This window comes from Pedobacter gandavensis, assembly GCF_032677645.1.
Taxonomy (GTDB): domain Bacteria; phylum Bacteroidota; class Bacteroidia; order Sphingobacteriales; family Sphingobacteriaceae; genus Pedobacter; species Pedobacter gandavensis_A.
Window position 1 is genome coordinate 1 of record NZ_JAVTSB010000011.1, and the last position, 24,200, is coordinate 24,200.

Annotated in this window: 17 protein-coding genes and 2 tRNA genes; 13 read left to right on the top strand and 6 right to left on the bottom strand. The window is 39.0% G+C overall.

The genetic code is table 11. The features are described 5' to 3' along the window. The 4 genes from R2Q66_RS17890 to R2Q66_RS17905 all read right to left on the bottom strand — a co-directional run. Positions 1-1,024 (bottom strand): DUF2971 domain-containing protein (locus tag R2Q66_RS17890; protein ID WP_316751539.1); only part of this gene is annotated, 1,024 nt, incomplete at its 3' end. A 478-nt stretch (positions 1,025-1,502) separates the two neighbouring features. Then, positions 1,503-2,807, bottom strand: coding sequence for a site-specific integrase (locus R2Q66_RS17895; protein WP_316751541.1), 1,305 nt, complete (start codon positions 2,805-2,807; stop codon positions 1,503-1,505). Between the two features lie 248 nt (positions 2,808-3,055). After that, positions 3,056-3,128, bottom strand: a tRNA-Lys gene (locus R2Q66_RS17900). Between the two features lie 274 nt (positions 3,129-3,402). Beyond that, positions 3,403-4,593 (bottom strand): multidrug effflux MFS transporter, encoded by a 1,191-nt coding sequence (locus R2Q66_RS17905; protein WP_316751543.1) that lies wholly within the window; start codon positions 4,591-4,593, stop codon positions 3,403-3,405. A gap of 91 nt (positions 4,594-4,684) precedes the next feature. Between R2Q66_RS17905 and R2Q66_RS17910 the strand changes: the two genes are divergently transcribed. The 8 genes from R2Q66_RS17910 (at position 4,685) to R2Q66_RS17945 (ending at position 17,327) form a co-directional block, all read left to right on the top strand. Next, positions 4,685-6,175 (top strand): PLP-dependent aminotransferase family protein, encoded by a 1,491-nt coding sequence (locus tag R2Q66_RS17910; RefSeq protein ID WP_316751545.1) that lies wholly within the window; start codon positions 4,685-4,687, stop codon positions 6,173-6,175. 96 nt (positions 6,176-6,271) lie between these two features. Beyond that, the gene (locus R2Q66_RS17915) at positions 6,272-6,838 is read left to right on the top strand and encodes an RNA polymerase sigma-70 factor (RefSeq protein WP_316751547.1); all 567 of its coding nucleotides are present in this window, start codon (positions 6,272-6,274) and stop codon (positions 6,836-6,838) included. Between the two features lie 93 nt (positions 6,839-6,931). Further along, positions 6,932-8,068: a FecR family protein gene (locus R2Q66_RS17920; protein ID WP_316751549.1), complete on the top strand. Its 1,137-nt coding sequence runs from the start codon at positions 6,932-6,934 to the stop codon at positions 8,066-8,068. Between the two features lie 223 nt (positions 8,069-8,291). After that, positions 8,292-11,702: a TonB-dependent receptor gene (locus R2Q66_RS17925; protein WP_316751551.1), complete on the top strand. Its 3,411-nt coding sequence runs from the start codon at positions 8,292-8,294 to the stop codon at positions 11,700-11,702. Positions 11,703-11,728: 26 nt separating this feature from the next. Beyond that, positions 11,729-13,495 (top strand): RagB/SusD family nutrient uptake outer membrane protein, encoded by a 1,767-nt coding sequence (locus R2Q66_RS17930; RefSeq protein ID WP_316751553.1) that lies wholly within the window; start codon positions 11,729-11,731, stop codon positions 13,493-13,495. A 117-nt stretch (positions 13,496-13,612) separates the two neighbouring features. Then, entirely contained in the window at positions 13,613-15,424 is a 1,812-nt protein-coding gene (locus R2Q66_RS17935) for a hypothetical protein (protein WP_316751555.1), read from the top strand. A gap of 172 nt (positions 15,425-15,596) precedes the next feature. After that, a complete protein-coding gene (locus R2Q66_RS17940) occupies positions 15,597-16,502 on the top strand; it encodes an SMP-30/gluconolactonase/LRE family protein (protein WP_316751557.1) in 906 nt (301 codons plus the stop codon). 45 nt (positions 16,503-16,547) lie between these two features. Further along, positions 16,548-17,327: a toxin-antitoxin system YwqK family antitoxin gene (locus R2Q66_RS17945; RefSeq protein ID WP_316751559.1), complete on the top strand. Its 780-nt coding sequence runs from the start codon at positions 16,548-16,550 to the stop codon at positions 17,325-17,327. A gap of 5 nt (positions 17,328-17,332) precedes the next feature. Here the strand turns inward: R2Q66_RS17945 and R2Q66_RS17950 are convergent, their stop codons facing one another. After that, positions 17,333-18,439 carry a DUF5700 domain-containing putative Zn-dependent protease gene (locus R2Q66_RS17950; RefSeq protein WP_316751561.1) on the bottom strand — a complete coding sequence of 369 codons (1,107 nt, stop codon included), beginning with the start codon at positions 18,437-18,439 and terminating at the stop codon, positions 17,333-17,335. 198 nt (positions 18,440-18,637) lie between these two features. On the opposite strand from R2Q66_RS17950, the gene R2Q66_RS17955 reads away from it, so the two are divergent. From R2Q66_RS17955 to R2Q66_RS17970, 4 genes are all read left to right on the top strand, one after another. Further along, a complete protein-coding gene (locus R2Q66_RS17955) occupies positions 18,638-19,423 on the top strand; it encodes a hypothetical protein (RefSeq protein ID WP_316751562.1) in 786 nt (261 codons plus the stop codon). A gap of 531 nt (positions 19,424-19,954) precedes the next feature. Further along, positions 19,955-20,113, top strand: a complete 159-nt coding sequence (locus R2Q66_RS17960; protein WP_316751564.1) for a hypothetical protein — start codon at positions 19,955-19,957, stop codon at positions 20,111-20,113. 4 nt (positions 20,114-20,117) lie between these two features. Continuing rightward, positions 20,118-21,359, top strand: a complete 1,242-nt coding sequence (locus R2Q66_RS17965) for an MFS transporter (RefSeq protein WP_316751567.1) — start codon at positions 20,118-20,120, stop codon at positions 21,357-21,359. 58 nt (positions 21,360-21,417) lie between these two features. Beyond that, the gene (locus R2Q66_RS17970) at positions 21,418-21,792 is read left to right on the top strand and encodes a hypothetical protein (protein ID WP_316751569.1); all 375 of its coding nucleotides are present in this window, start codon (positions 21,418-21,420) and stop codon (positions 21,790-21,792) included. A gap of 219 nt (positions 21,793-22,011) precedes the next feature. Here the strand turns inward: R2Q66_RS17970 and R2Q66_RS17975 are convergent. Further along, a tRNA-Lys gene (locus R2Q66_RS17975) sits at positions 22,012-22,084 on the bottom strand. 547 nt (positions 22,085-22,631) lie between these two features. Here R2Q66_RS17975 and R2Q66_RS17980 point away from each other — a divergent pair. After that, complete coding sequence (locus tag R2Q66_RS17980) at positions 22,632-24,194, top strand: glycerol-3-phosphate dehydrogenase/oxidase (protein ID WP_316751571.1); 1,563 nt, start codon at positions 22,632-22,634, stop codon at positions 24,192-24,194. The last annotated feature ends 6 nt before the right edge of the window (positions 24,195-24,200 follow it).

Sequence of the window (24,200 nt, forward strand, 5' to 3'; positions counted from 1 at the left end):
GCTTTTGGGTACCTTTATCGCTTGTAGGATTTAACTTTTTAATATCCGCTATTTCATTGTAGTAATTATTTAAGTAAGGGTTGGTCAGACGCTGCCATTTGGTTATCTTGTTTACATCAAGTTTTAATTCTGCAAGTTTTAAAACATCCAGATCCTTCATTTCTCTATGATTAAGTTTAAATTCCTTATCATCTATACTTGTAGTCATTATCTTGATATGTGAGTATAAGTGATTGTATTTGGTTAATAAGTAGAGCTTTCTTTTCAAATTAAAAGAAGCTCTTGCACCAACATAAATTGCCGAAATAGTTTCAAGAGGCAATTGCAATAATGCGATGTATAATCTTTCGTAGTGATCCGAGCCTAAATAAAGTGTATTTAAGTTATCTTCAAAAGATTTAAAATTATTTGCGTTTTCAGTAAGTGTGATAAGCCTCCATTCTTTCTCATAAGACCAATCTAAACTTTTTTTGAAGACTTTAGATAATTCTTTAAGTCGTGCTGTAGGTACAGCTTTATTTTCGGTTATCAAATTTACCAACTCGACTACTAAAGTACCAAATTCGTTAGTTTTTACGTTCGGCCTATCTTTCCCATATTTAACCTTATATAAATACCTATCATTGCTATTGAAGAAATCCGTATCTGTATTCAATTCAATCACAAATCCGGAGTGGCTATTAGTGTAATGTGACCACATAAGCAGGTTGTCTCTTTCTTCGGTTAAGGAAAGGGCAATTATTTTCTTGTTTAAATATTTATAAATATCATTATTTGTTATCCTTGTTCGTTCCTTTTCATAGTTTTCAATTTGTTCTAATGATGGAACTGTTCCATTATCTGTATAATCGATAACAATCTTTGAAAATTCGTGAAGTAGTTTCAAAGGATTTTTCACTATATGGTCTTGATAGTAGGGTTGAAACTCATATGGGTCATTCCATGCTTCTGCTTGTGAAAAACGGATGACAGCGTTTAATAAAATGTCTATTCTATCTGGGTGAACATACTTATATAATTTCATTTCTACCTTGATTGGCTATAATTTTGAACATCGGAGTATTTATTAACTTTATTAAAATCCTAATCTAATTCACGATCAAAATTACCGATTATTCTTGATAAGGGTATGAAATTGATCTCTACAATTAGATAGTTTAAACCTCAGTCAAAGTTTCTATGCCTTTTTAAGCTGATTAATATTCCAATATAAATTACATACGAAGGATGAGTATTTTAAGGAAATTGACCGTAGGAATTTGCATAACAAGGGGGAATAGATATCAGTTTATTGATTTCTTTTCTCCCCTCACATTTGTGGCCTGCGAAACCCCAGAGCTCAAATCCCGCCCACTGTTCTCGCTTTTGGCATTTACGGAGAGTTTTATCCCGGTTTCCTTCGACTTGGACTTAACCTGTGTAATTTCGCACATTTTCTTCTCGGCCGATTGGTATCGAGGATTAAAAGCCTAAAACACAAATTGCGTTTCAGGCTTCCATTATTATATTGCTTGCTGATATTTTTCTCTCAACAAGGCTACATCTGCACTTATTTTAGTTTCTGTAACTTCATTTGCCTTGGCATGTTGAGTTACGAATTTTTCCATAAGCGGAGCCATATCTTCACTCACTTTGTTATCAAGTACCTTAGCGTATAATTGAGTAGTGCGTATGTTAGTATGTCCAAGCATTTTAGACACACTTTCGATAGGTACACCGTTCATTAAAGTAACTGTGGTTCCGAATGTCCGTTTAGCGATGCGATTGCCTAAGACCTTGTTTACACCCGAAAGAGCCGCAATTTCAACCAAATATTCGTTCATCTTTTGATTACTGGAAACCGGCAGTGCTTTATCATTGTTCAGGCAAAAAGGATGACCTCTATACTTGTCAAGAATACCTGCCGCTATTGGCAGTAATGGAATGGCAACCCTTGTATCTGTCTTTTTTCTGTAGGTAAATATCCAGCGTTCCCCGTCAACGCCAATGCCTATGTCTGATAATTTAAGTTTTTGAACGTCTGCATAAGAAAGCCCGGTATAACAACTGAACAGGAAAAAGTCACGTACCTGGAATAGCCTTGCAGTGCTGAACTGTTTTTCAGTGATTTTACGTAATTCATCAGCGGTTAAATATTCCCTGTGTACTGGTTTAGACTTTAATACATGACCAAAGAAAGGATCAGTGCTGATCCATTTATATTTACGACAAATGGTTATGATCTTTTTAAGGTTTTTAAGGTGCTTATTTGCTGTATTGGTGTCGTTTTCTTTGCTGGTATGCAGATAGAAATCAAACCTATCAATAAACTCATGATCGATATACCTTACATCTAAATCTTTCTTGTTGTATTCGTGCAGCAGATAATCAGTAACATGCCTTTTCAACACCTCAAACCGTTTAAGTGTTCCTTTTGCATATTCGTCCCGTTCCACCAATGCACTCATTTTTTCATTGTGGATTTTAATCGCTTCCAGAATGGTATGTGACTTTTCTTCCTTGCCTAAGTATTTACATTTTACAGTCTCGGCAGTTATTTGAGTTCCTTCCACACTGAGTAGGGTATGCGCTGTATATACTTCTGATTTAATCTTTTCAAGATAAGTATTCAGGGTTTTGACGTCTTCTTTTGTTCCGATCACTTTTCCGGCCTTGGCATTCCACCTTTCCGGCTCACAACACCTGCTGGTAGACATTTCCGAACGGATGCCGTCTACTGTAATTCTTAAAAAGATAAAATAGGCATCACCTTTTTTGTAGTTCTTTGGTCTTTTCAAAAAGAAAAGTACGCTAAAATTAGTTTTCATAACGATAACATTAAGGTTAAACAAAATTAGCTTTGCAGGTCTAAGTGTACAAGATGTTCAGATTATGAATTAGCTGAATACCAGATGATTAATTTAAATTAGGGGAGTTTGATAAATTAAAGAACAACGCCCCGAATGACGCTCATTTTATATGCGATTTTATGCATATTTTGATATATCCACCAAAAACAAAAGCCTTGCAATCATTTGATTTGCAAGGCTTTAAGTCTTTTTGATACTGTTGTTTGTGATCCCGCTGGGATTCGAACCCAGGACCACTACATTAAAAGTGTAATGCTCTACCAGCTGAGCTACGGAATCAATTATGTTCCCTTGTTTCGGGATTGCAAAAGTAGAAAAATTATGCAGCTTTTCTGCATCAACAGGTGATTAAATTTGATTTTAAATGATTTATTGGTTTAATCCCTTGATCTGTAGGTGAAAAAAATACGATCTAATCGTCATAAAAACAGATAATTTTAAAATTCCAATTGGAATCTCCTGAATTTTGGAAGAGGAAATCGCAATTATCCGGATCATATCCCGCCAAAAGGCGAAAACGGAGACTGCAATAATTTTTAATCGGATAAAAAATCTAAATGTTATGAATACCTTTTCTATAAAGCAAGCAACTCAAAGCAATGATTGTGCAGGCCCACATGGTGGAGATCATAGGGTAAGCAGTATTGTTATGGAGTAAACTTAGTATTGAAGTAATCAGGAAAGCTGATAAATAGCTCAGAGATCCTATTAATGCTGATGCTGAACCTGTAAATGTAGGTAGGGAAGCCAGGTACAAAGCGGTTGTATTTGGTAAAATCGGACCTAGCATAGCGAGGAATATAAACGCAACTGCAAGCAGTAAATAGAAGGGCCCATTAAAATAAATTGCTAAAATCATTATCGCCCCGGTGATCAGCTGAAAGATCAATGCAAATTTTGTAATGACTTTAACTTCGAAGTGTTTTAGTAACCTGGTATTGATCAGCCCTGCAGAGATAATTCCTACAGCGAATAAGGAAAATGTGAAGCCGAATTGTTTTTGTGTCAGAGAATAAATTTTGGTGAATACAAATGGAGAGCCGGTAATCATGGCAAAAGCTGCGCTATTACTAACCGCCCTGACTAAAGCATAATTTACAAAGGCTGGATGCTTGATACATTGAAGGTAGCCGTATCGGATGGTTTGAAAATTTAGCTCCCTACTTTCAGTGGCGGGCTTGCCGTCTGGCAGAACAGTTAAACATCCCAGCAGTCCAACTCCTGAAATCAGGGCCATGATCAAAAATAAAAACTTCCAGGTCGATTCATCGGATAGCATGCCTCCGATCATAGGGGCCAGAATTGGTGAAATGCCCATTAGAATTTGTAGTAGCGTGAAAACATGGGCCGCATTTCTGCCTTTGTACAAGTCATTCACCAATGCTCTGCATATCACCTGACAGGAGCTTCCGGCCAGACCCTGTATAAACCTTAATGCCAGCAACCAGGTAAAAGAGTTCGTTAACATACAACAAACACTACAAACAATGTAAACTGCCAGGCCTATTCTTAAAGGAATCTTTCTTCCCCAGGCATCAGAAAGTGGGCCTATGAATAACTGACCAAAGGCCATCCCAAACAGGAACAGTGTTATGGTACTTTCTATCTTTACCATGGGGACTTTGAAATAAGCAGACATCACACTAAAAGCCGGGAGATAGATGTCAATGGAGATAGATCCAATGGCGGTTAAAATGCCTAAAGTAAGTGTAGTAAGTAGGGGATGCGGAATAGTCTTTGGCATGATCGGAACAGCTGATTTGTTATCTGCAAAACTAAGCTTACATTGGTTCTTTAAAAAGAGCCATTATATAAGGAATTAATAGAGCCAATTTATGAGCAAAATATCGCCCGAGATCCTGCTAACTTTTATTAATCTGGAACGTACACTTAAAACCCCGCTTTACATTCAACTGTATGACGAGATTAAGCGGGGTGTCTTTGATGGGATGCTTAAACATGGAGACCGGATGCCCTCTACCAGAAGTCTGGCTACGGAATTCAGTATCTCCAGGAATTGCGTGTTACTGGCTTTTGAACAACTGACATTAGAAGGTTTTTTAAGTAGTAAAACTGGTGATGGTACCTATGTTTGTGAGCAACTTAATGAGTTGAAAACCAGTATCAGGAAGTTGAAAAAGGTTTTAATAACCGAAGAAAAGCCTTTTGTTGTTCCTGAAACTAACGAATTACCTTTACATGCGAAATTTGTTTTAAACTATATTGGACAGGAAGCGATGTTGCCTTTTCAGCCTTCCATACCTTCTTTGCCTGATTTTCCATTCCAGATATGGGCAAAGATTGCGGCTAATGTGTACCGGAATATTCATGAATTACATCTGGGTTATGATAGTGCGCAGGGCTATCTTCCCTTGCGGGAAGCGCTCACAGATTACCTTCGGATTAATCGTTCAATCAACTGCAGGGCCGACCAGATTGTTTTGGTGAATGGCTCCAGTCAGGCCATGCACCTCATTGCCGAACTACTTTTAAAAACAGACGACCAATGCTGGATGGAAGACCCTGGTTTTCTGAGAGCAAAGTCAGCTTTTTCTCGTTTTGGTGCTAAAATATGTCCGGTTCCAATTTCAGCTTCAGGTATGGACCTGGATTTTGCTATGCAGCAATTTCCTGCTGCAAAGCTTGCCTATGTAACGCCAGCTCATCAATATCCTCTGGGAGAAACGATGCCGCTAATGGAAAGGATAAAACTGCTAAAATGGGCTGCAAAACAAAATATGTGGGTCATAGAAGATGATTATGAAAGTGAGTTCAGGTACGTGAACAGACCAATTCCAGCGCTTAAAGGATTGGATACTTTTGGAAAAGTAATTTATGTGGGCACCTTTAATAAGACCTTATTTCCTGCACTGAGGATTGGGTATATGGTGTTACCTTCGGTAGCTCTTGCACAACAATTTACAATTGCTAAAGCGGTTATAGATCGGCAAAGCCCGATAATTGATCAGGCTATTTTAACGGAATTTATCCTCGGAGGGCATTACTCCAGACACCTGCGAAGGATGAGATTGGTTTACCGAAAGGCCCAGGAGGAACTGGTCTTTTTGTTGAAACAGCAACTTGGAGATCAGCTTCGGGTAGAGACTACAGATGCAGGAATGCATTTGGTGGCCTGGTTGTTAACGGACAAAGATGCCAGCGCTGTAGCTGGGAAAGCAAGGGCCAATGGTATCTTTATATATGCGGTTGACGAACTTTCTGTGGCTTTTAAACATCCTAAGGCACTGATTCTGGGATTTACAGGATTTAGTCGCAAATTGATGGAAGAAGCCGTCTTTAAGTTAAAAAACATCCTGACAGACTAAAAGATCCCATCTCCTTTTTTCTGATCAATCAAATGCTGATGGAGTTGATTGCAATTAGTTATTATTTTTATGTAGTTTCGAAATGGATAATTTTAAATGGTGGATTACAGTAAATATACAGATGAGGAGCTAGTTGATTTAGTAAAGTACGATGACGAGGTTGCATTTGCTGAAATTTTTGACCGATACCATGGCCCGCTCTATATTCATGCTTTTAAGCGCCTGCAAGAGCGGGAAGAGTGCCGGGATTTAATACAGGAATTGCTGACTACACTTTGGTTAAAAAGGAAAGAACTGCTCATTTCAACCACGCTATCCGGTTATTTATTTATGTCGGTTCGCAACAGAATATTTAATCTGTTGACGAAGAAAAAACTGAATGAAGCGTATGTTACAGCGATCCAGTGTCTGGAAGTTGAAAATAGCTTTTCTACGGATCATTTGGTAAGATTGAAACAGTTAACCTTGATCATTGATCAGGAAATAACAGCACTTCCGGCACGTACCAGAGAAATATTTGAATTAAGCCGCAAGGGCTTCTTATCTCATAAAGAGATCGCAACTCAACTCAATATTTCCGAACAAACGGTAAAAACGACCGTGAACAATGCCTTAAAAGTGCTACGCATTAGGCTTGGTTCTATGTTTTTTCTAGTCCTTTAGAAAAAAAACTCTTTTTTCATTACCCCCAGGCTTAGTTTACATTGTCTTTAGTGTTTGTATGCGGGTTATAACAGCTTTGCATCAGCCAAAACCATGAACGGACAAGAAATTGAAGATCTAATTCATAAATATGATCAGGGACTATGCAATGAGCGGGAGAAAGCTTTGTTGGAGACCTGGTATGCAGGATGGAATCTAGATAAGTCAGTTGATATTCCTGATGAAGCAATTAAAGAAGACCTTGCTATAATCCGGCAAAAGACTTTAGCCGCAATCAACCCGGTAGCTACAACCGTTACACTTTGGCCCAAATTTGCTGCCGCTGCTGCAATAGCTATAGTTATTGGAACAGGTTGGTTTTATTTAGGAAAACCTGATATTAATCAAGGTCAGCAGCAAGTCGTTACCCAGGACCTTGCTCCGGGTTCCGTTGGTGCCACCTTAACTTTAGCCAATGGTAAAAAAATCAAATTAAATACCTCCAATAACGGCGAGCTGGCAAAAGAAGCCGGCGTAACCATTACGAAAACTGCTGAGGGCGAGCTGATCTATGAAGTGAGTAATCCTGTCGATGCGGCATCGAATAAAATAAATACCCTTTCAACGGCTAATGGTGAAACTTATCGGGTACGGTTGCCAGATAAAACAGAGGTCTGGTTAAATGCCGCTTCGCAATTAAAATATCCGGCTTCCTTCCTGAATGACACAGAACGAAGGGTTGAACTGGAAGGAGAGGCCTATTTTCAGGTAGCTAAGGATGTAAAACATCCCTTCATCCTGACAACAAATAAGCAACGAATAACAGTTCTGGGTACGCAATTCAATGTAAAAGGATATGCAAATGAGCCAATAAAAACCACCCTGGTAAAAGGTAGCGTACAGGTTTCTAGTCAGGTGACGTCTAAAATGTTAAAGCCTGGTCAACAGTCCACTTTGTTAGCCAAAGGGGATTTTGTGGTAGGGCCTGCCGACGAGGTGCTTGATCTGGCCTGGAAGAACAACGAGTTTATGTTTGAAAGCGAATCTATTGAAAACGTCATGAAAATGGTGGAACGCTGGTACAATGTCGAAGTGGTGTATGTAGGGGAGAAGTCCAGGGAGAAATTCGGAGGGGGCGTTTCCAGATTTGATAAGGTGTCTAAAGTTTTGGATGTATTAGCGGGAACTGGCGCGGTAAAATTCAAGATCGAAGGCAGAAAAATATTTGTGACTAGTGTCACTAATCCATAAAAGAGCTAAAAATTATATTATTAATCAACAGAGTATTCATATCAAAAAAAACATGAAAAGAATTATACGACAGAAAAACTAATGCCAATAGGAAAAACGAACCAGAGGTGCTATGAACACCCCCGGTTGAGTTTGGATACAATTAATTAAATCAACTGAATTGCATAATGCCCGTAGTTTTCGACGACAAGAGGCAGAATGCAAATAACCAAACCTTAAACTAATGTATAAAAATTATCCGGGGAAGCTTGGTGTCTACCAACGCTTATGCCAAAAATTATTATTAATTATGCGTTTAACCACCGTTATAATCATCGCCTCCATCATGCAGGTGAGTGCAGCCGGTTATGCACAAAGAATCAGCCTATCTAATTCTAATGCAGCACTAAAAACCATCTTCAGGGAAATTAAAAGCCAAAGCGGCTATAACTTTCTCTACACAGAAAACCTACTTAAAAATGCCAATCCGGTAACCATTCAGGTAAAAAATGCAACGCTTGCTGAGGTTTTGCAACAGGTGTTTTCTAATCAACCATTTTCTTACGAAATAGAAAGCAAAACCATTATCATTAAACAACAGAAAAAGCTGGCTTTTCAACAGATCGCAGCTCCAATAAAGGTTGCCGCTATAAATGGAAAGATCATCGATGAATTGGGCTTACCATTGATCGGTGCTTCCGTTAAAGTAAAGGGCACCAATAAAGCAGTCTCTACCAATGGAAACGGCGAGTTTAGTATCGACGTTAATAAAGGTGATGTTTTAGAAATCTCGATGATTGGCTATACCACACAGTTGGTTACTATGGGCAATGAGAGTTCGATTACCATCAAATTGATGGAAAAGAAAGAAGAATTGGGAGAAGTAGTGGTTGTAGGTTATGGTACTCAGAAAAAGATAAACCTAACCGGATCTGTAGCTACAGTGAACGCTCAGGATCTTAAAGATCGTTCCAATACCAATTTAATGGCCTCTGTACAAGGTAAAGTTCCTGGGGTAACGATCATTGCTCGTCCAGGTGAAGCACCAGCGATTAACTTCCGCGGTCGGGGTAACTTTGAAACCTCTTCTCCATTATTTGTGATCGATGGGGTCATCTCAGATGCGACTATTTTTTCGAGTTTGGATCCAAATAGCGTAGAATCGGTTTCTTTTCTTAAAGATGCTTCTTCAGCCTCTATTTATGGTTCCCGTGCCGCTTATGGGGTGGTATTGGTGACTACCAAATCAGGAAAAAATGGGGTAATGACGATTTCGTATAACGGTTTTGTAGGTGCTAAATCAGCTACTTATAAACCAGATTTACTAAACTCCTGGGAATATGCAGAGTTGTATAACGAAGGTTTGGTAAACCGTGGTGTTGCGCCTTTATATTCTGCGGAACAAATTGGATGGTTTAAAGATGGCTCGAAACCAGATTTATATCCGAATACCAACTGGACTGATTTAGTATTGGATAAATCGGCAATCACGACACAACACGCTGTGAATTTTAGTGGTGGCTCAGAAAAGATCCGCTATTTTACTAGTCTTGGTTACCTTTATGATGACCAGTTTATGCCAGGTCAGGATGCAAAACGTTACAACCTGCAAACGAAGCTTTCTTCGGATGTGACAAGCTGGTTGACTTTAAATAGCAATGTTTCTTACATTAATACGCAAAACGATCGCGTGAATGGTGCAACTAACACTTACCAGATCTTAGCGGTTCCTTCTACTATGGTAGCGCGTCATACTAATGGAGATTGGGGTACGATAAATGGTGGTGTAATTGGTTCACAAAGTTTCATCAGAAATAATGCACTTCGTAATTTAAACAGAAAAGATTGGGAGCATAAAAACTCGGCCAATACGATTATAGATCTGGGTTTTGATCTTAAACCTTTAAAAGGCTTAACGATTAGTGGTCAGGGTTCTTATACCGGAACAGAAGATAAGAAGAAAACGTATGATGCCTTGCAAGAGAATGCATTGAATTACTTTTCAAAAGCTGAGATACCAGGTACCGGAGCTACTGTTAACCAAATGAAGATGGTATGGGGTAGCAAATCTCGTTTTTTGTACACCGCAACAGCAAAATACGACTGGAAGAATGAGAAACATGCCTTTTCAGTACTTGCAGGTACTTCTTACGAACATAATAAGTTCGAGGGTTTAGAAGCTTCGCGCAAAAACTTCCCTACAGATAATTTAGAAGATTTAAGTGCGGGTTCCTCCGCAGGTGCGGATCTGACCAATAAAGGGGGGCTTTATCAATTCAATCTTGCCTCTTATTTCGGACGTTTGAATTACAATTATTTAGGACGCTATTTATTGGAAGCCAACATCAGAACAGACGGTTCTTCCAGATTCTATAAAGATTCTCGTTGGGGAGTGTTCCCTTCGTTTTCTGCCGGTTGGTTAGTGTCTGAAGAGGCTTTTATGAAAAGTGTAAGCTGGATCAATTTATTGAAATTGAGAGGTTCGTATGGGGTGTTGGGTAACATCAACAATGTTGGTAATTACGATTATTTCCAAACGTATAACAATGGCCTGGGTTACAATTTTGAAGATCAGGTGGTTCCGGATATCTCCGAGTCGAAGCCAGCAAACAGCAAATTAGGTTGGGAAAAGGTAGCGATCACTGATATCGGACTTGATTTAGAATTGTTAGGTAATAAGTTATCGGTGACTGCTGATTACTATATCAAAAATACAAGCGATATTTTGATGGCCTATAATGTTCCGTTAGAAGTAGGTATAGATCCTGATAAAAGACCATCACAAAATATCGGTAAGGTACAAAACAAAGGTTTTGAGCTGGCCTTAAACTATAGAGATCAGGTTGGTGATTTCCAATATTCATTTGGCGGAAATATGTCGGTCAATACCAATAAGATTGTTGATTTAGGCAGCTCTGATAATATGATCTATCAGAGGGGTACTGATAAAATTAATTACATGTATAAAGTGGGGCAATCGATCGGTTCTTACTATGGATATGTAACTGACGGACTTTATTCCCAGGCGGAAATCGATAAAGGAGAGTATTATAGGTTTGGTCGCGTTCCTAATGCTGGTGACATTAAATATGTGCCACAAAGAGCAAATGTGGCCTGGAAAAGTGATATCACCGGAGATGATAGAGCAATTATTGGAAACGATGTGCCGAAATATACTTATGGTTTAAATGTGAGCTTAAAGTATAAAAACTTTGATTTTGCTGCATTCGGACAAGGCATAAGTGGTGCGATGGTTGCCTTTGAGAATGACGCATTGGTGCCATTCTTTCAGGGTGGTAGCGCCAGAGCTTATCATTTGAAAAGATGGAGTACAGAAAATCCTAACCCACAGGCAGTTTATCCACGTACTTATGGTGGTGGTACTTTAGATAATTACAACAGAGAGTTTTCCGGGTACTCTTTATTTGATGCCGATTATTTCCGTGTGAAGAACATCTCTTTCGGTTATAAATTTTCGGATAATCTGATTAAAAAACGTGGTATTTCAGCGGCTAGAATTTTTGTGAATCTTGAAAACATGTTTACCATCCGTGCCGATGATAAAATGAAAGACTTTGATCCGGAGACCGCTAGTTCAAGAGCATTAGGTATCGGTGTTAAAACAATGTCAATTGGTCTAAATCTTACTTTGTAAGAGAAGAAGTATAAAAAAAACGAATTATGAGAACCTTTTTAAATAAAATATTCATTGCTTCAGCTGTCCTGATCTTTATGGGCGGATGTAAAAAACTAGAGGTACTACCACCATCTGAAGTCGCTGCGGAGACGTTTTGGAAGACAGAAAAAGATGCCTGGTCGGGCTTAAATGCGTGTTACAGTCAGCTACCAGGTTGGGATGGTTATATTGAAATGACCACTGATAACAGCCATAGTCAGAAGTCCTGGGAGGGACCTTTTGAGGCCACACAGTTAAACGCTTTAAGTTCTGCTGATGATTTAGGCTACAGCTATATCGATATCCGTATTCAAAATAACTTTCTGGAAAAGGTAGAGGGTTGTACCATGGATAACGATTTGCGCAACAGAATGAAAGCGGAATCCAGATTTATGCGTGCTTTCTCTTATTTGAAGCTAACATCTTATTTTGGTAAAGTACCGTTGGTGACTTCGGTTTTAGCTTATAATGCACCTCCATTACCAAGAGATCCAGTAGAAAAAGTGCAAAAATTCATCTTAGATGAGTTGGCAGAGATTGCAGAAATACTACCTCAAGACTATGCTGGTGGTTACCTGAAAGAGAAAGGCAGAATTACCCGTTCTGGTGCTTTGGCACTAAGAGCAAGGGCTGCTTTGTACTTTGGTAATTTTATCGAAGCCGAAAAATCAGCAAACCTGATCATCAACGAAGGACAACATGAATTATTTCGTGTCACTACTTTGGATGCTCCACAACAAAAGGAAGCTGATGAAATGGATCAATACATTGATTTCGCAGCCAAAGGGATTGATAAGGATAAATTTGTAAAAGGATTATTCAGTTACGAAACCTTATGGCATGGTAAGAATGCCAATACTAATAATAAGGAGTATGTGGTAACTAAAGGCTATATGGCAGAAAAAAACCAATCAGATGTGTCACGTTACATCTATATGAGACCAAGTCAGCTGGTATCTGGTTACAGTTCTTTAAAACCTGTTCAGGATTTGGTAGATGCGTATTGGGATATCGATGGTAAAACCGTTAGACCATTGATCGCGACTCAAACCAGGGCAACTAACTTTGCGGCTATAGAAACTCAGGTTTCTGGTCTGGATCAAACGCAATACATTGCAAAAGTACCTACGCTTAATTTAAAAAGTGCTCCATATATGGGAGAGTTCCGCAATAGAGACAGCCGCTTGTATGCTTCGATTCTTTTTCCTTTTAAAGGATGGCATGAAACAGATTTCTCCGGTGCGTTTTATTACCGTTGGGATCCGGCATTTGTGAATGATGGTAACGAATCCTCAAGTGGTTATAGCTGGCGTAAAATGGTTGCTTTACAACCCTACTTCTCAGATCCGGGTGAAGGTTCTTCAGGAGACGATTTTCCAGTCATCAGATATGCAGAAGTTCTACTAACCTATGCAGAGGCACGTATCCAAAACATAGGTTGGGATACTGATGTTCAGACTGCTTTAAATGATTTGCGTGATCGTTGTGGGATGCCTGCTGTACCTATTGTGATGTCATCAAAGACTGCTGCGCTTGATTTTGTAAGAAACGAAAGAAGAATCGAAATGGCAGGTGAGGGGAACCGTTTTTATGACGTTCGTCGTTATGGCGCCACTTATGCGGCATCTGTAATGAACAGAGAGACCTTTGCACCGAATGGTTACCCGGTGGTTAAAAAATCATGGGATAACCGTTTACTGTTGTTCCCGATTCCTCAATCGGCAATGGATTTAAATCCTCTGTTGAAAAATGATCAAAACGCAGGTTATTAATTTTTAACCATACTATAAACGAAGGTCAAAAATAAGAGCCATTCACACCGGCTCTTATTTTTTTACTTTGTATCTTCCAAACGTAAATAATTCATGAACCCTAATTAATTTAATCACTTGAAAAAAATCATCTTATTGGTGCTATTAACCTTCAGTTTAATATTTCCATTAAAAGCACAAACTCGTACCAAAGTGTATCAGCTCTCCGCTTATGGTATAAAACCGAATACCGGTGAAAATATAAGCCCTTTATTGGGGAAATTACTCAAAGAAATTAAAAGCAAGTCTACTGATCAGGATGCAATTGTCATCCAGTTCAAGAAAGGAAAGTATAATTTTCATCCGGAAGGAGCGCTGAAAAGAGAATACTATATCTCAAACCACGATCAGGATAACCCTAAGACCGTAGGTATTGAATTAGATCATTTCAAAAACATTACCCTGGATGGAAATGGAGCAGACTTGATGTTTCATGGCCGTATGATTCCCCTGGCATTAATTGAAAGCCAGAATGTGAAAATCAAAAACCTGAGTATCGATTTCGAAAAACCACAGATTACGCAGATCAAGATTGTAGAAAATGATCCAATCGCAGGGACCATCATCTATGAAACGGCTCCCTGGGTAACTTACAAAATCAAAGATAGTGTCCTTTATAATTTAGGAGAAGGTTGGGAGATGAATCCGACTTCAGGGATCGCTTTTGAAAATAAGACCAAGCATATCGTTTACAATAGTGGAGATATCAGAGTAGGTACTAAAGGTGTAACTGAGCTTTCCCCTGGAAGGATAAAAGCGCATCACTGGAAGAACAAAATGCTGATTCCCGGAACGGTTATCGCCATGAGAAGCTGGAACCGTCCAACTCCGGGTATTTTTGTACATAAAGGGAAGAATATTACGCTCCTGAACGTAAAAGTGCATTATGCAGAAGGAATGGGTCTTTTGGCACAGTTGACAGAAAACATCTACATGGATGGTTTTGGCGTGTGTTTAAGAGGGAAAAACGACCCAAGATACTTTACTACTCAAGCAGATGCTACGCATTTTTCTGGATGTAAAGGGGAGATTGTCTCTAAAAATGGTTTATATGAGGGGATGATGGACGATGCGATCAATATTCATGGAACCTACCTGAAAATGATCAAAAGATTGGATGACCGCACGGTGATTGGCAGATATATGGAAGGACAATCTTATGGTTTTGACTGGGGAATCTTAAAAGATACGGTTCAGTTTATTCAATCTAAAACGATGGATTTATGGGATACCAAGAATACCATTGCTGCTATTACACCGATAAAATCTAATCCTGGAGATCCGATCAAAGAGTTTAAAATTGAATTTACAAATGTATTGGACAAGGACATTGATCCATCAAAAACGGATGTTGGGATAGAAAACTTATCATGGACACCAACAGTTGTTTTCACCGGTAATACGATCCGTAACAATAGAGCGAGAGGTGCGCTATTTAGTACGCCAAAACCAACGTTAGTGGCTGATAACTTATTTGATCATACTTCGGGCAGTGCCATCGTGTTATGTGGCGATAGTAATGGCTGGTATGAAACCGGATCTTGCAGAGATGTTACTATTCGTAACAATACGTTTATCAATGCTTTAACCAGTATGTATCAGTTTACCAATGCGGTTATTTCTATTTATCCGGAGATACCAGATCTTAAAGGTCAAAAGAAATACTTTCACTCTGGTATCAAGATAGAAAACAATAAGTTTGATACTTTTGATCAACCGGTACTTTATGCGAAATCGGTAGATGGAATCGTTTTTAAAAATAATAACATCACTACCAATACTGCATATCCTGCATTTCATAGCAATAAAAAAAGAGTTCTTTTTGAAAGGGTTATAGGGGCAGAGCTAGGCAATAACAAAGTAGACGGAAAGGTTACGGATTTAAAGTAAAAAGCTGCTAATCATCCGGGTTAAACAAGCTTTAAAACAAAAAAGAGAATTTTGTATCTATAACTTTTGATACGACATTCTCTTTTTTGTTTTTGCGTAGACTATGGTCTGAGCTGAAACGTAAATAAACTAATTGATAGTTTTTTCTAAATTTGAGGGTAAACCCTTTCCTATGAAAATTTGTAAGCTTAACTTAATACTCTTGCTGTGGTGTTGTTCTTCTTTTCTATATGCGCAGGAAGTGGATCCGGGTACTGCAAACCTTTTCGTTCAGGACGAACTTAAATTGATTGCCAGTGATTTCAGCTTTACAGAGGGATGTTCTCCGGACAAAGAAGGAAATGTTTTCTTTACGGATCAGCCAAATGATAAAATCTGGAAATATAGTACAGCGGGAAAGTTGTCGGTATTCCTTGATAAATCCGGGAGAGCTAACGGAACATATTTCGATCCGAAAGGGAATCTGGTGGCCTGTGCTGATATAAATGGAGAGTTGTGGGCTATAAAACCCAATGGAAAAATAAAGGTGTTACTCGCAGATTTTGAAGGAAAACAATTTAACGGTCCGAATGATCTTTGGATCAATACCAAAGGAGAGATCTATTTTACAGATCCTTATTATAAACGTGATTATTGGACAAGAACTGCCGGTGATTTGAGTAGCAACGATGTTTACTATCTCCCGAAAGGGGCAAAGCAGGCAAGACGTGTTGCTGATGGGATGATCAGACCAAATGGTATTGTTGGGACAGCTGATGGAAAGTCTTTGTATGTCGCCGATATCGGGGCAGGTAAAACGTACCGATATTCAATTGAAAGCAATGGCGATCTAGTCGGAAAGCAATTCCTGATGGAGTATGGCTCGGATGGGATGACCTTAGACGAAAAAGGAAATATTTATTTAACGGCCCGTAACGGGGTGTTGATTTTTAATGATAAAGGGCAAATGATTGCTCGGATTAAGGTTCCTCATGGACCAAGTAACCTCTGTTTTTCAGGAAGAGATAAGGATGTGTTGTTCATTACTGCCCGTGAAGCGATTTATACTTTACCAATGAAGGTAAAAGGAATTGAATAAGCGATCAACTTACTATTTTTGATGTACCTTAGGCTTATAAGAAATATGAAAAATCATCAAAAAATCATCTTAAAACTCAGCTGTACCTTTGTTTTTCTTGGTCTGAGTACAAATCTTTTTGCGCAACTTCCTGAAGAGATTCAATGGAAGCACTTGCTGAAAACCTATAATACTGATAGCTCCAAAATGGTACTCTCCTTAAATGGGAAACTGTTGGAGGGCCAATATAAAATCCCATTAGATGCAGGTAGTTTTGCTTTGTATACTATTAAAAACGGGCTCATTACAGGCGATGCCTTTTGGTACGCGCAGGGCGGAAGAATGGAATGTAAACTGCATTATAAAAATGGGGTACGTAACGGTTTAAAAGAAAATTACGACAGTGAGAACCGCGTTTGGTTAGCTCAGGAATATAAAGACGGCAGGCAAGATGGCATCAGCGAAATGTACAATGCGGGCAAACTCGTCAATAAATCAGCTTATAAGGCGGGTAAAAAAAATGGCTTGTCTTTAACCTATTCCGGCGATCAGCTGACTACCGAGGCTAATTACGAAAATGATCAGCGAAACGGTGTTTACCGTGTTTATAATGCGGGTAAAATCATGACTGAAAACAATTATAAAGACGATTTACAAAACGGTCTATCGACAACCTATATGTTGGGTAAAAAAAGTATGGATTCAACATTTGAAAACGGAAAAAGACATGGCGTTTCGCACATGTACAAACCTGATGGAAGCATTCTTTTCGAAAGCTATTACCTCCAGGGAGAAAAAGTGTCAAAGGATGCTTTTGAAAAATATCAGCAAAGCGATAAAAAATAGTTTTGTTATATCCTGTTCCTCCAGGTAACTAGTTTTTCAATAATTACTTCAGTGCTTTTGTCAAAGTGATAGGGCACTTCTTTAGGATGCTCCTGGTAGAGCTTAATGTAACTGGTGATAAAATCAAGTGGATCTTGAATTACCATTTCCGCCAGGGCTTCCTTTCCTAAAAAGTGTTCAAGCTTTCTGGCCATCTCTGCGCCAACAGAATAGCTGACCTCTTCGTAAACCGGACTGAAGCCAATGGCATAAACAGATGAATACCTTGCATTCGTGTCGGTATACATTTTATAGATCATCATTTCTGTCAGTCTAAAATTCGCCAATAACCTTTCATTGTTTTTCTTTTGATTTTCCTGCTGTTTTTTCGAGTATTCAGCTGGATTGCTAATCAGGCTAAAGTCACCTAAATTTTCAGCCGTACCCTCCGACCAAAGGTTATAGATCAGGAAATAAGTAGCCTTCGTGTTATAGTTGGGTTTATCCGTTAAGGTTTTCTTTCTCAAATTTTGACCAGCCTGCTGAACGGCATGGTAAAGCTCGTGCACCATAATGGTTTTAAGTCCTTCAAAATCAGTCCCAAAATGCTGTAGGGCAACACAGAAAGTCCCGTCATCTCCAATCACGAACCCTGTAGCAGTTCCACCAAGTAAAAGACAGGCTCGAAGCTCTTGTGTTGGAAGTGTAGCAGGGGTGTAGTAGCCGATACGGTTCTCTATTTCGGTCGTAAATGCATCCTTGTTAAGCTTTAGGTAGGCAATCAGTTTTTTTGTATTCGGGAGCTCCATGCGTACTTTCTCCCAATTGTAGGGATCAGCTCCATTAACCGCACCTGTAGTGATCATCTCTTTAAGCGTTTTTTTGAAAACTTCCTCAGTACCACCAGTGGAGCCGCTGGTTTTTTTGATCAGCAGTTTGTTTCCATAAATGGAGGCGAACCGGGATAGCTCCTCATCGCTGATGGTCTTTAAATTGGTTAATCTGATCAATTCCTCTGCAGCTTCATAATCAATGGTTATTTTTTGTTTGGAATAACTGAAGGCAGGTGCCGCTGAACTAAAATAGGAGAGCGTTATCAATAAAACTATGAAGAGAGCAGATTTGTTCATCATGACTTTTGAAAGACTTTTAAGGAGAAAAATTAAAGTTAGTTTATTTATTAGAAAAATAGTCTCGTTATTTATTGAAATTTATCAGTGATTGGCTGTTGTTTTTAAGCTGTTCGTCTCTCTGTTTGATGGATTACCTTTTTTAATATAATTTAGCTGCAAATGCAATAGTGGAGTCAATATTTACGATTATTCTAAAATATGAAATATAAAATTATCCTCATCTTCTTGTTTTTCTCTATTGATTTAAGGGCACAATATCTATGTAGAACTGATATTATGAACAAAGAAGAGCTCATTCCTGTGGACAAAACGCAATACTTCAGAAGCTATAATTTCTCGAACCTATGGCTGAAAACGGACAATAGGTTGGTTTATGGGATAATTGGAGATGAGCATCAAAGAATCCTGATTAAGATTTTGACAGTTGTAAAGAATCCGGATAATGCAAATGAGTATCTAGTTAAGGGGAAATCAAGTGTTAAAGAGAATGTTTGTGATTTTAATGGAAAGATAACCATCAAGGAAATAAAAGAATCCAGAAGGACCAGGTTTGGCCTGGATAATGAATTTAAAGATAAGGGGATAAAAACTCAAGGACTTTTAACGGCAAAGTATGAGTTTTTCGAGGATAAAAGCCAAAAACACGTGGGTGCTTTTTATGGGGTTGTCAAAACTAAATGGTATGTAAACAAAGAGAATGAAATCACTTATGATGATATGAATATTGAATCAGATGGTTATTTCAATAACGCTTTTGTGGGGATATGGAAAAGATATGGGGCAAAAATCGAGAAAAAATGTAATTGGGGTGATTATCGTGTGCCGGCTTCAAATTGTGACTTTGATATTGGTACTGCTGAGTTCAATGTTGCACAAAAATATTGCAAATATGGCTGGTTAGATGTTGCGTTAAGTCACATGGCGCCAAATTTTAGCATTATAGAAAGTGGAAAAAAGGAAATCCTGAAGCAATGGTGGCTATAATGCCTTATTGCCACCATATTATCCTATAAGTCCATATTTGTCAATTATTGGCTGCCTTTTCTCATGGAAGGTGGTTACTCCCTATCAATCCCTCCTGGCCCTGGCTGTAATGGAGGTTGTGGCGGTAAATAAAACGACAATAGCTGGTTCGTATTAATTTTTATCAGCCCCGAAATATGCGTTGATCAAAAATAAACTGGAGTTATAATAAGTGAAGGGCGGGCAAAAAACATCCATAATCTTAAGGTAGTACCAGTCGCGTTAGTCGATATACTTATTTTCCAAATTTCATCGCTGCTTTTTACAGTAGTTATCCAGCTTCCTGAAAAGCATTGGATTGTACAAAGTTGTTTTCTGGTTGTTGTAACTGCCTGTTTTGTAGGTGTATGTGTTGATCAATATATTGGTTTGGGATTGTATAACCCAAAGATAGGGTTTCGCATCAAGTCGTGCTAAATTTAGATTACTGTCCAACATTTGAAAATAACAGAAATTAATCTGGACAATAAACCTATAAACCAAATACATATTATGATGACGAGAAAGCTATCTCTTCTTTTTGCAGCACCACCACTTGCTACATTCAGCACCAGGCCGCAATCGGCCAAACCACTATCTTCTAATGGGATTTCTCCAGCTCCGGCGACCTTTAACAATAGTGAGTTTATCTTAAAATTCATTGATCAGTAAGGAAATGATGGTTAACGAAAATAAAAAAGCATGGCAGTACCTATTAAGTGCTCCTGTGATTGTAGCCGCACTCGGGTATTTTGTAGATATATACGATCTTTTGCTCTTCGGAATAGTAAGGATACCCAGTTTAATCGATCTGGGATTGAATGAGGCCGAAATATCAATTGAAGGAGCCAGTATTTTAAACTGGCAAATGAGCGGACTGCTCCTGGGTGGGATTTTATGGGGTATTTTAGGTGATAAAAAGGGAAGGCTCTCTGTTTTATTCGGCTCTATTATTACTTATTCGATAGCCAATTTTGCCTGTGGATTTGTACAGGATGTGACCATGTATAAAATACTTCGCTTTGTTGCAGGAATTGGTTTAGCTGGAGAACTTGGCGCAGGGATTACATTGGTCTCAGAAAGCCTGCCGAAAAGGTTAAGAGGAATTGGCACCTCAGTAGTGGCTGGGGTAGGGCTCCTGGGCGCAGTGGCTGCATACTTTACGGTAGAAATTTTTAGCTGGCGCTATGCTTACTTTGCCGGTGGTGGCCTGGGTATTTTGCTTTTGTTCTTAAGGATAGGTGTTTTTGAGTCAGGGATGTTTAAGCATATGGCCGAAAAAAGCGATCTGAAGAAGGGCGATTTCTTATCGTTTTTCACTAATGCCAGGCGCTTAAAACTTTATTTAAAATGTATAGGAATCGGCCTGCCTACCTGGTACGTAATCGGTATCCTGGCCACCTTTAGTAATGAATTTGGGCTGGCCCTGGGAATTACTGAAGAAGTGAAACCGGGACTTGCAGTAATGTGGTGTTACATTGGGCTTGCAGTGGGCGATTTGGTCAGCGGGGTATTCAGTTACTATCTCTCCTCGCGAAAAAAGGCGGTAGCCATCATGATGCTTTTTACCCTCTTTGGAACGATAGTTTACCTGTATGCGGGCATTCAGACTGCAGAAGGGCTTTACATGATGTGTCTGTGGCTAGGCTTTGGGATAGGTTATTGGGCTATGTTTGTGACCATTGGGGCAGAACAATTTGGTACGAATGTGCGTGCGACTGCCGCTACCACAATTCCAAATATGGTACGTGGTACGGTCATACTGATGACTACATTTTATGCTTATCTCAAACCTCATGTGCAGGAGCTGGATGCCGCTGCTCTATTGGGAGTAATCTGTTTTGGTATAGGGTTTTATTGCATCCTTACTGTTCCCGAAACGCACGATAAGGATCTTGATTTTACTGAACCAGAGTAAGCCCGATATCAGGGCTTGCTTAAAATTAGGAACATATTAATAATCAACTGTAGTGGATATGATAAATAAAGAGGAATATCTGGAGGCGCTGGCAAAAGTTGACCTTTTTCAGCTTCAGTTAGAAAAAAAGGGAGTAGAAACCAGAATTGAGCAGAAAATCAATAAAAATCATGCTGGAGGTAGAAGGATATTAGAACTGCTAATAGAAAATGCTACCGACCGGTTGGTTAATCCAATAAAGTGTTTTTTAGAGTTCGAAATCTCCTATCAAAAAACACCGTTTACATCGGTAGATGATATAACGGTCACTTTTTTTGTAGAAAAATATTCTATGAAGCAGTTAAAATCAGTGATAAATCTTGGTAGTGGCAGCCTAATGCTGCTAAACAGAATATTATGGAAGGCTGGTTACGATATATTGAGGGAGAATTAGGATAGGAGTAAGGTTGTTCTATTTGGGCTGTTTAATATCAGTGTGTTAGCTCTTTTATTCGGTGAGTTAGGGAATCTTCAGCTTACTCACCGGGTAACTCACCGATTATGACTGAATTTTAAGTAGATTTTGGAATCCTATAAAATTGAAAAAACCCTGTTTATCGTATGATAAACAGGGTTTAAACAACAAAGGCTTAGATTTCTCTAAGCCTTTCTGTGATCCCGCTGGGATTCGAACCCAGGACCACTACATTAAAAGTGTAATGCTCTACCAGCTGAGCTACGGAATCAATTATGTTCCCTTGTTTCGGGAGTGCAAAGATAGAAATTTTTCTTTAATCTGTATGCCTTCCCCCTAAAAAAGTGAATGATAATTAAATAATTTTCGTAACCCGTTGAAATACAGTTGAAATATTTTTGCAGAAAAAGATCAATTGTTGTGGTAAGGAGCTGGGATGAGGCTTCTTTATAGCACAAGCAACGATTAATCCAGGAGATACTTACCAGGATCAGCAGCGAATTGCCTACTTTCATCTCCTTTAAAACCACTAAAACAATGCAGTCAGAAAATAATTTACCAGAAATACCGGCCTGTACCAAACAAATTGGCACTCTTCTTCATTATCCTCTTAACCAACATTACGATTTATGCCTGACTGCCTTCACCAATTGTGTAAAGCGCAGGTAATTTTTTATGCGATTGTTCAATTCTATGTAATTTAACAAACCCTGCCCGAAAAAAACAAGATAATAATTTGGAATTAAAACTATAAAAAGACAAATTTGTGAAAGAAAACGAAACTAATTGAAAGTTTCATTTTGTTAAAAGCTTCTACTATGGACAGACTTAAATTGATACAAAATTTAGCAACCGGCGAAAAATGGGACGTAGTCATCATTGGCGGGGGGGCTACAGGTTTGGGTATTGCAATGGATGCCGCTACACGTGGTTATAAAACCTTATTAGTGGAACAGGCAGATTTTGCCAAAGGAACATCCAGTAAAGCGACCAAGTTAGTGCATGGCGGTGTTCGGTATATGGCGCAGGGCGATCTTGGCCTGGTGCGTGAAGCATGTCATGAAAGGGGACTGTTGTTGAAAAATGCACCTCACCTGACAAAAAATGAAACATTTGTGATTCCAAACTACACCTGGTTCGATAATGTGAAATATACCATAGGATTGAAATTCTATGACCTTTTAGCGGGCAAATTAAGCCTTGGTTCTTCTAAATATATCAATAAAGAAAAAACAATTGCCGCATTACCTTCAATTAAAAGAGAAGGATTGAAAGGTGGCGTAGTTTACCATGACGGACAGTTTGATGATACCCGACTGGCATTAAACATCGCACAGACGGCTATCGAAAACGGTGCCACCGTGTTAAACTATATGAAAGTAGAAGGTTTACTTAAAGATAGCAATAAGAAAGTAAACGGTGTGAAAGTGAAAGATATTGAAACCGGTCAGACTTATGACGTCCTTGCTAAGGTAGTGATCAATGCAACCGGCGTATATGTAGATAATATCCTGAAAATGGATAAACCAGAAGCACCACATTTGGTACGCCCAAGTCAGGGAGTACACATTACCCTTGACCGTTCTTTCATGGAAGGTGATAATGCCTTGATGATTCCTGAAACTGATGATGGAAGGGTATTATTTGCCGTACCATGGCATGATAAACTAATTGTAGGAACAACCGATACTTTAAGAGATCACCCGGAACTGGAGCCTCAGGCATTAGATCAGGAGATCGAATTTATCCTTTCTACAGCAGCAAAATACTTTAGAAAAAAGCCAACCCGTGCAGATGTACTGGCTGTTTTTGCTGGCTTACGCCCATTGGCAGCCCCAAAACAGGAAGGATCAAAAACTAAGGAAATTTCCAGAAGTCATAAGATCATCGTATCGGATTCAGCAATGATCACGATTACCGGTGGTAAATGGACTACCTTTAGAAGGATGGCCCAGGATACGGTAGATAAAGCGATTGAAAAAGGATATTTACCGGCAAAACCATGTAAAACTGAAGAACTTCACATTCATGGTTATGTTGCCACACCTGATAAATCAGATCCGCTTCATTTCTATGGAACTGATCTGGAAGGTATTAATAACCTGATTAAGGAAAATCCTTCTCTTCAGGAAAGGCTGGTTCCAGCCTACCCATATACGAAAGCAATGGTGGTATGGGCAGTTAGAAATGAATATGCCCGTAAGGTAGAAGATGTAGTAGGCCGTCGTTTCAGGTTGTTATTCCTGGATGTAAAAGCCGCGATTGAAGCTGCACCAGAAGTGGCAAGAATCATTGCTGAAGAGCTGAAACGCGATCAGGCATGGGTAGCGCAGGAAGTTGAAGATTTCAAAAATCTGGCTAAAACCTACACCATATTCTAAGCGACA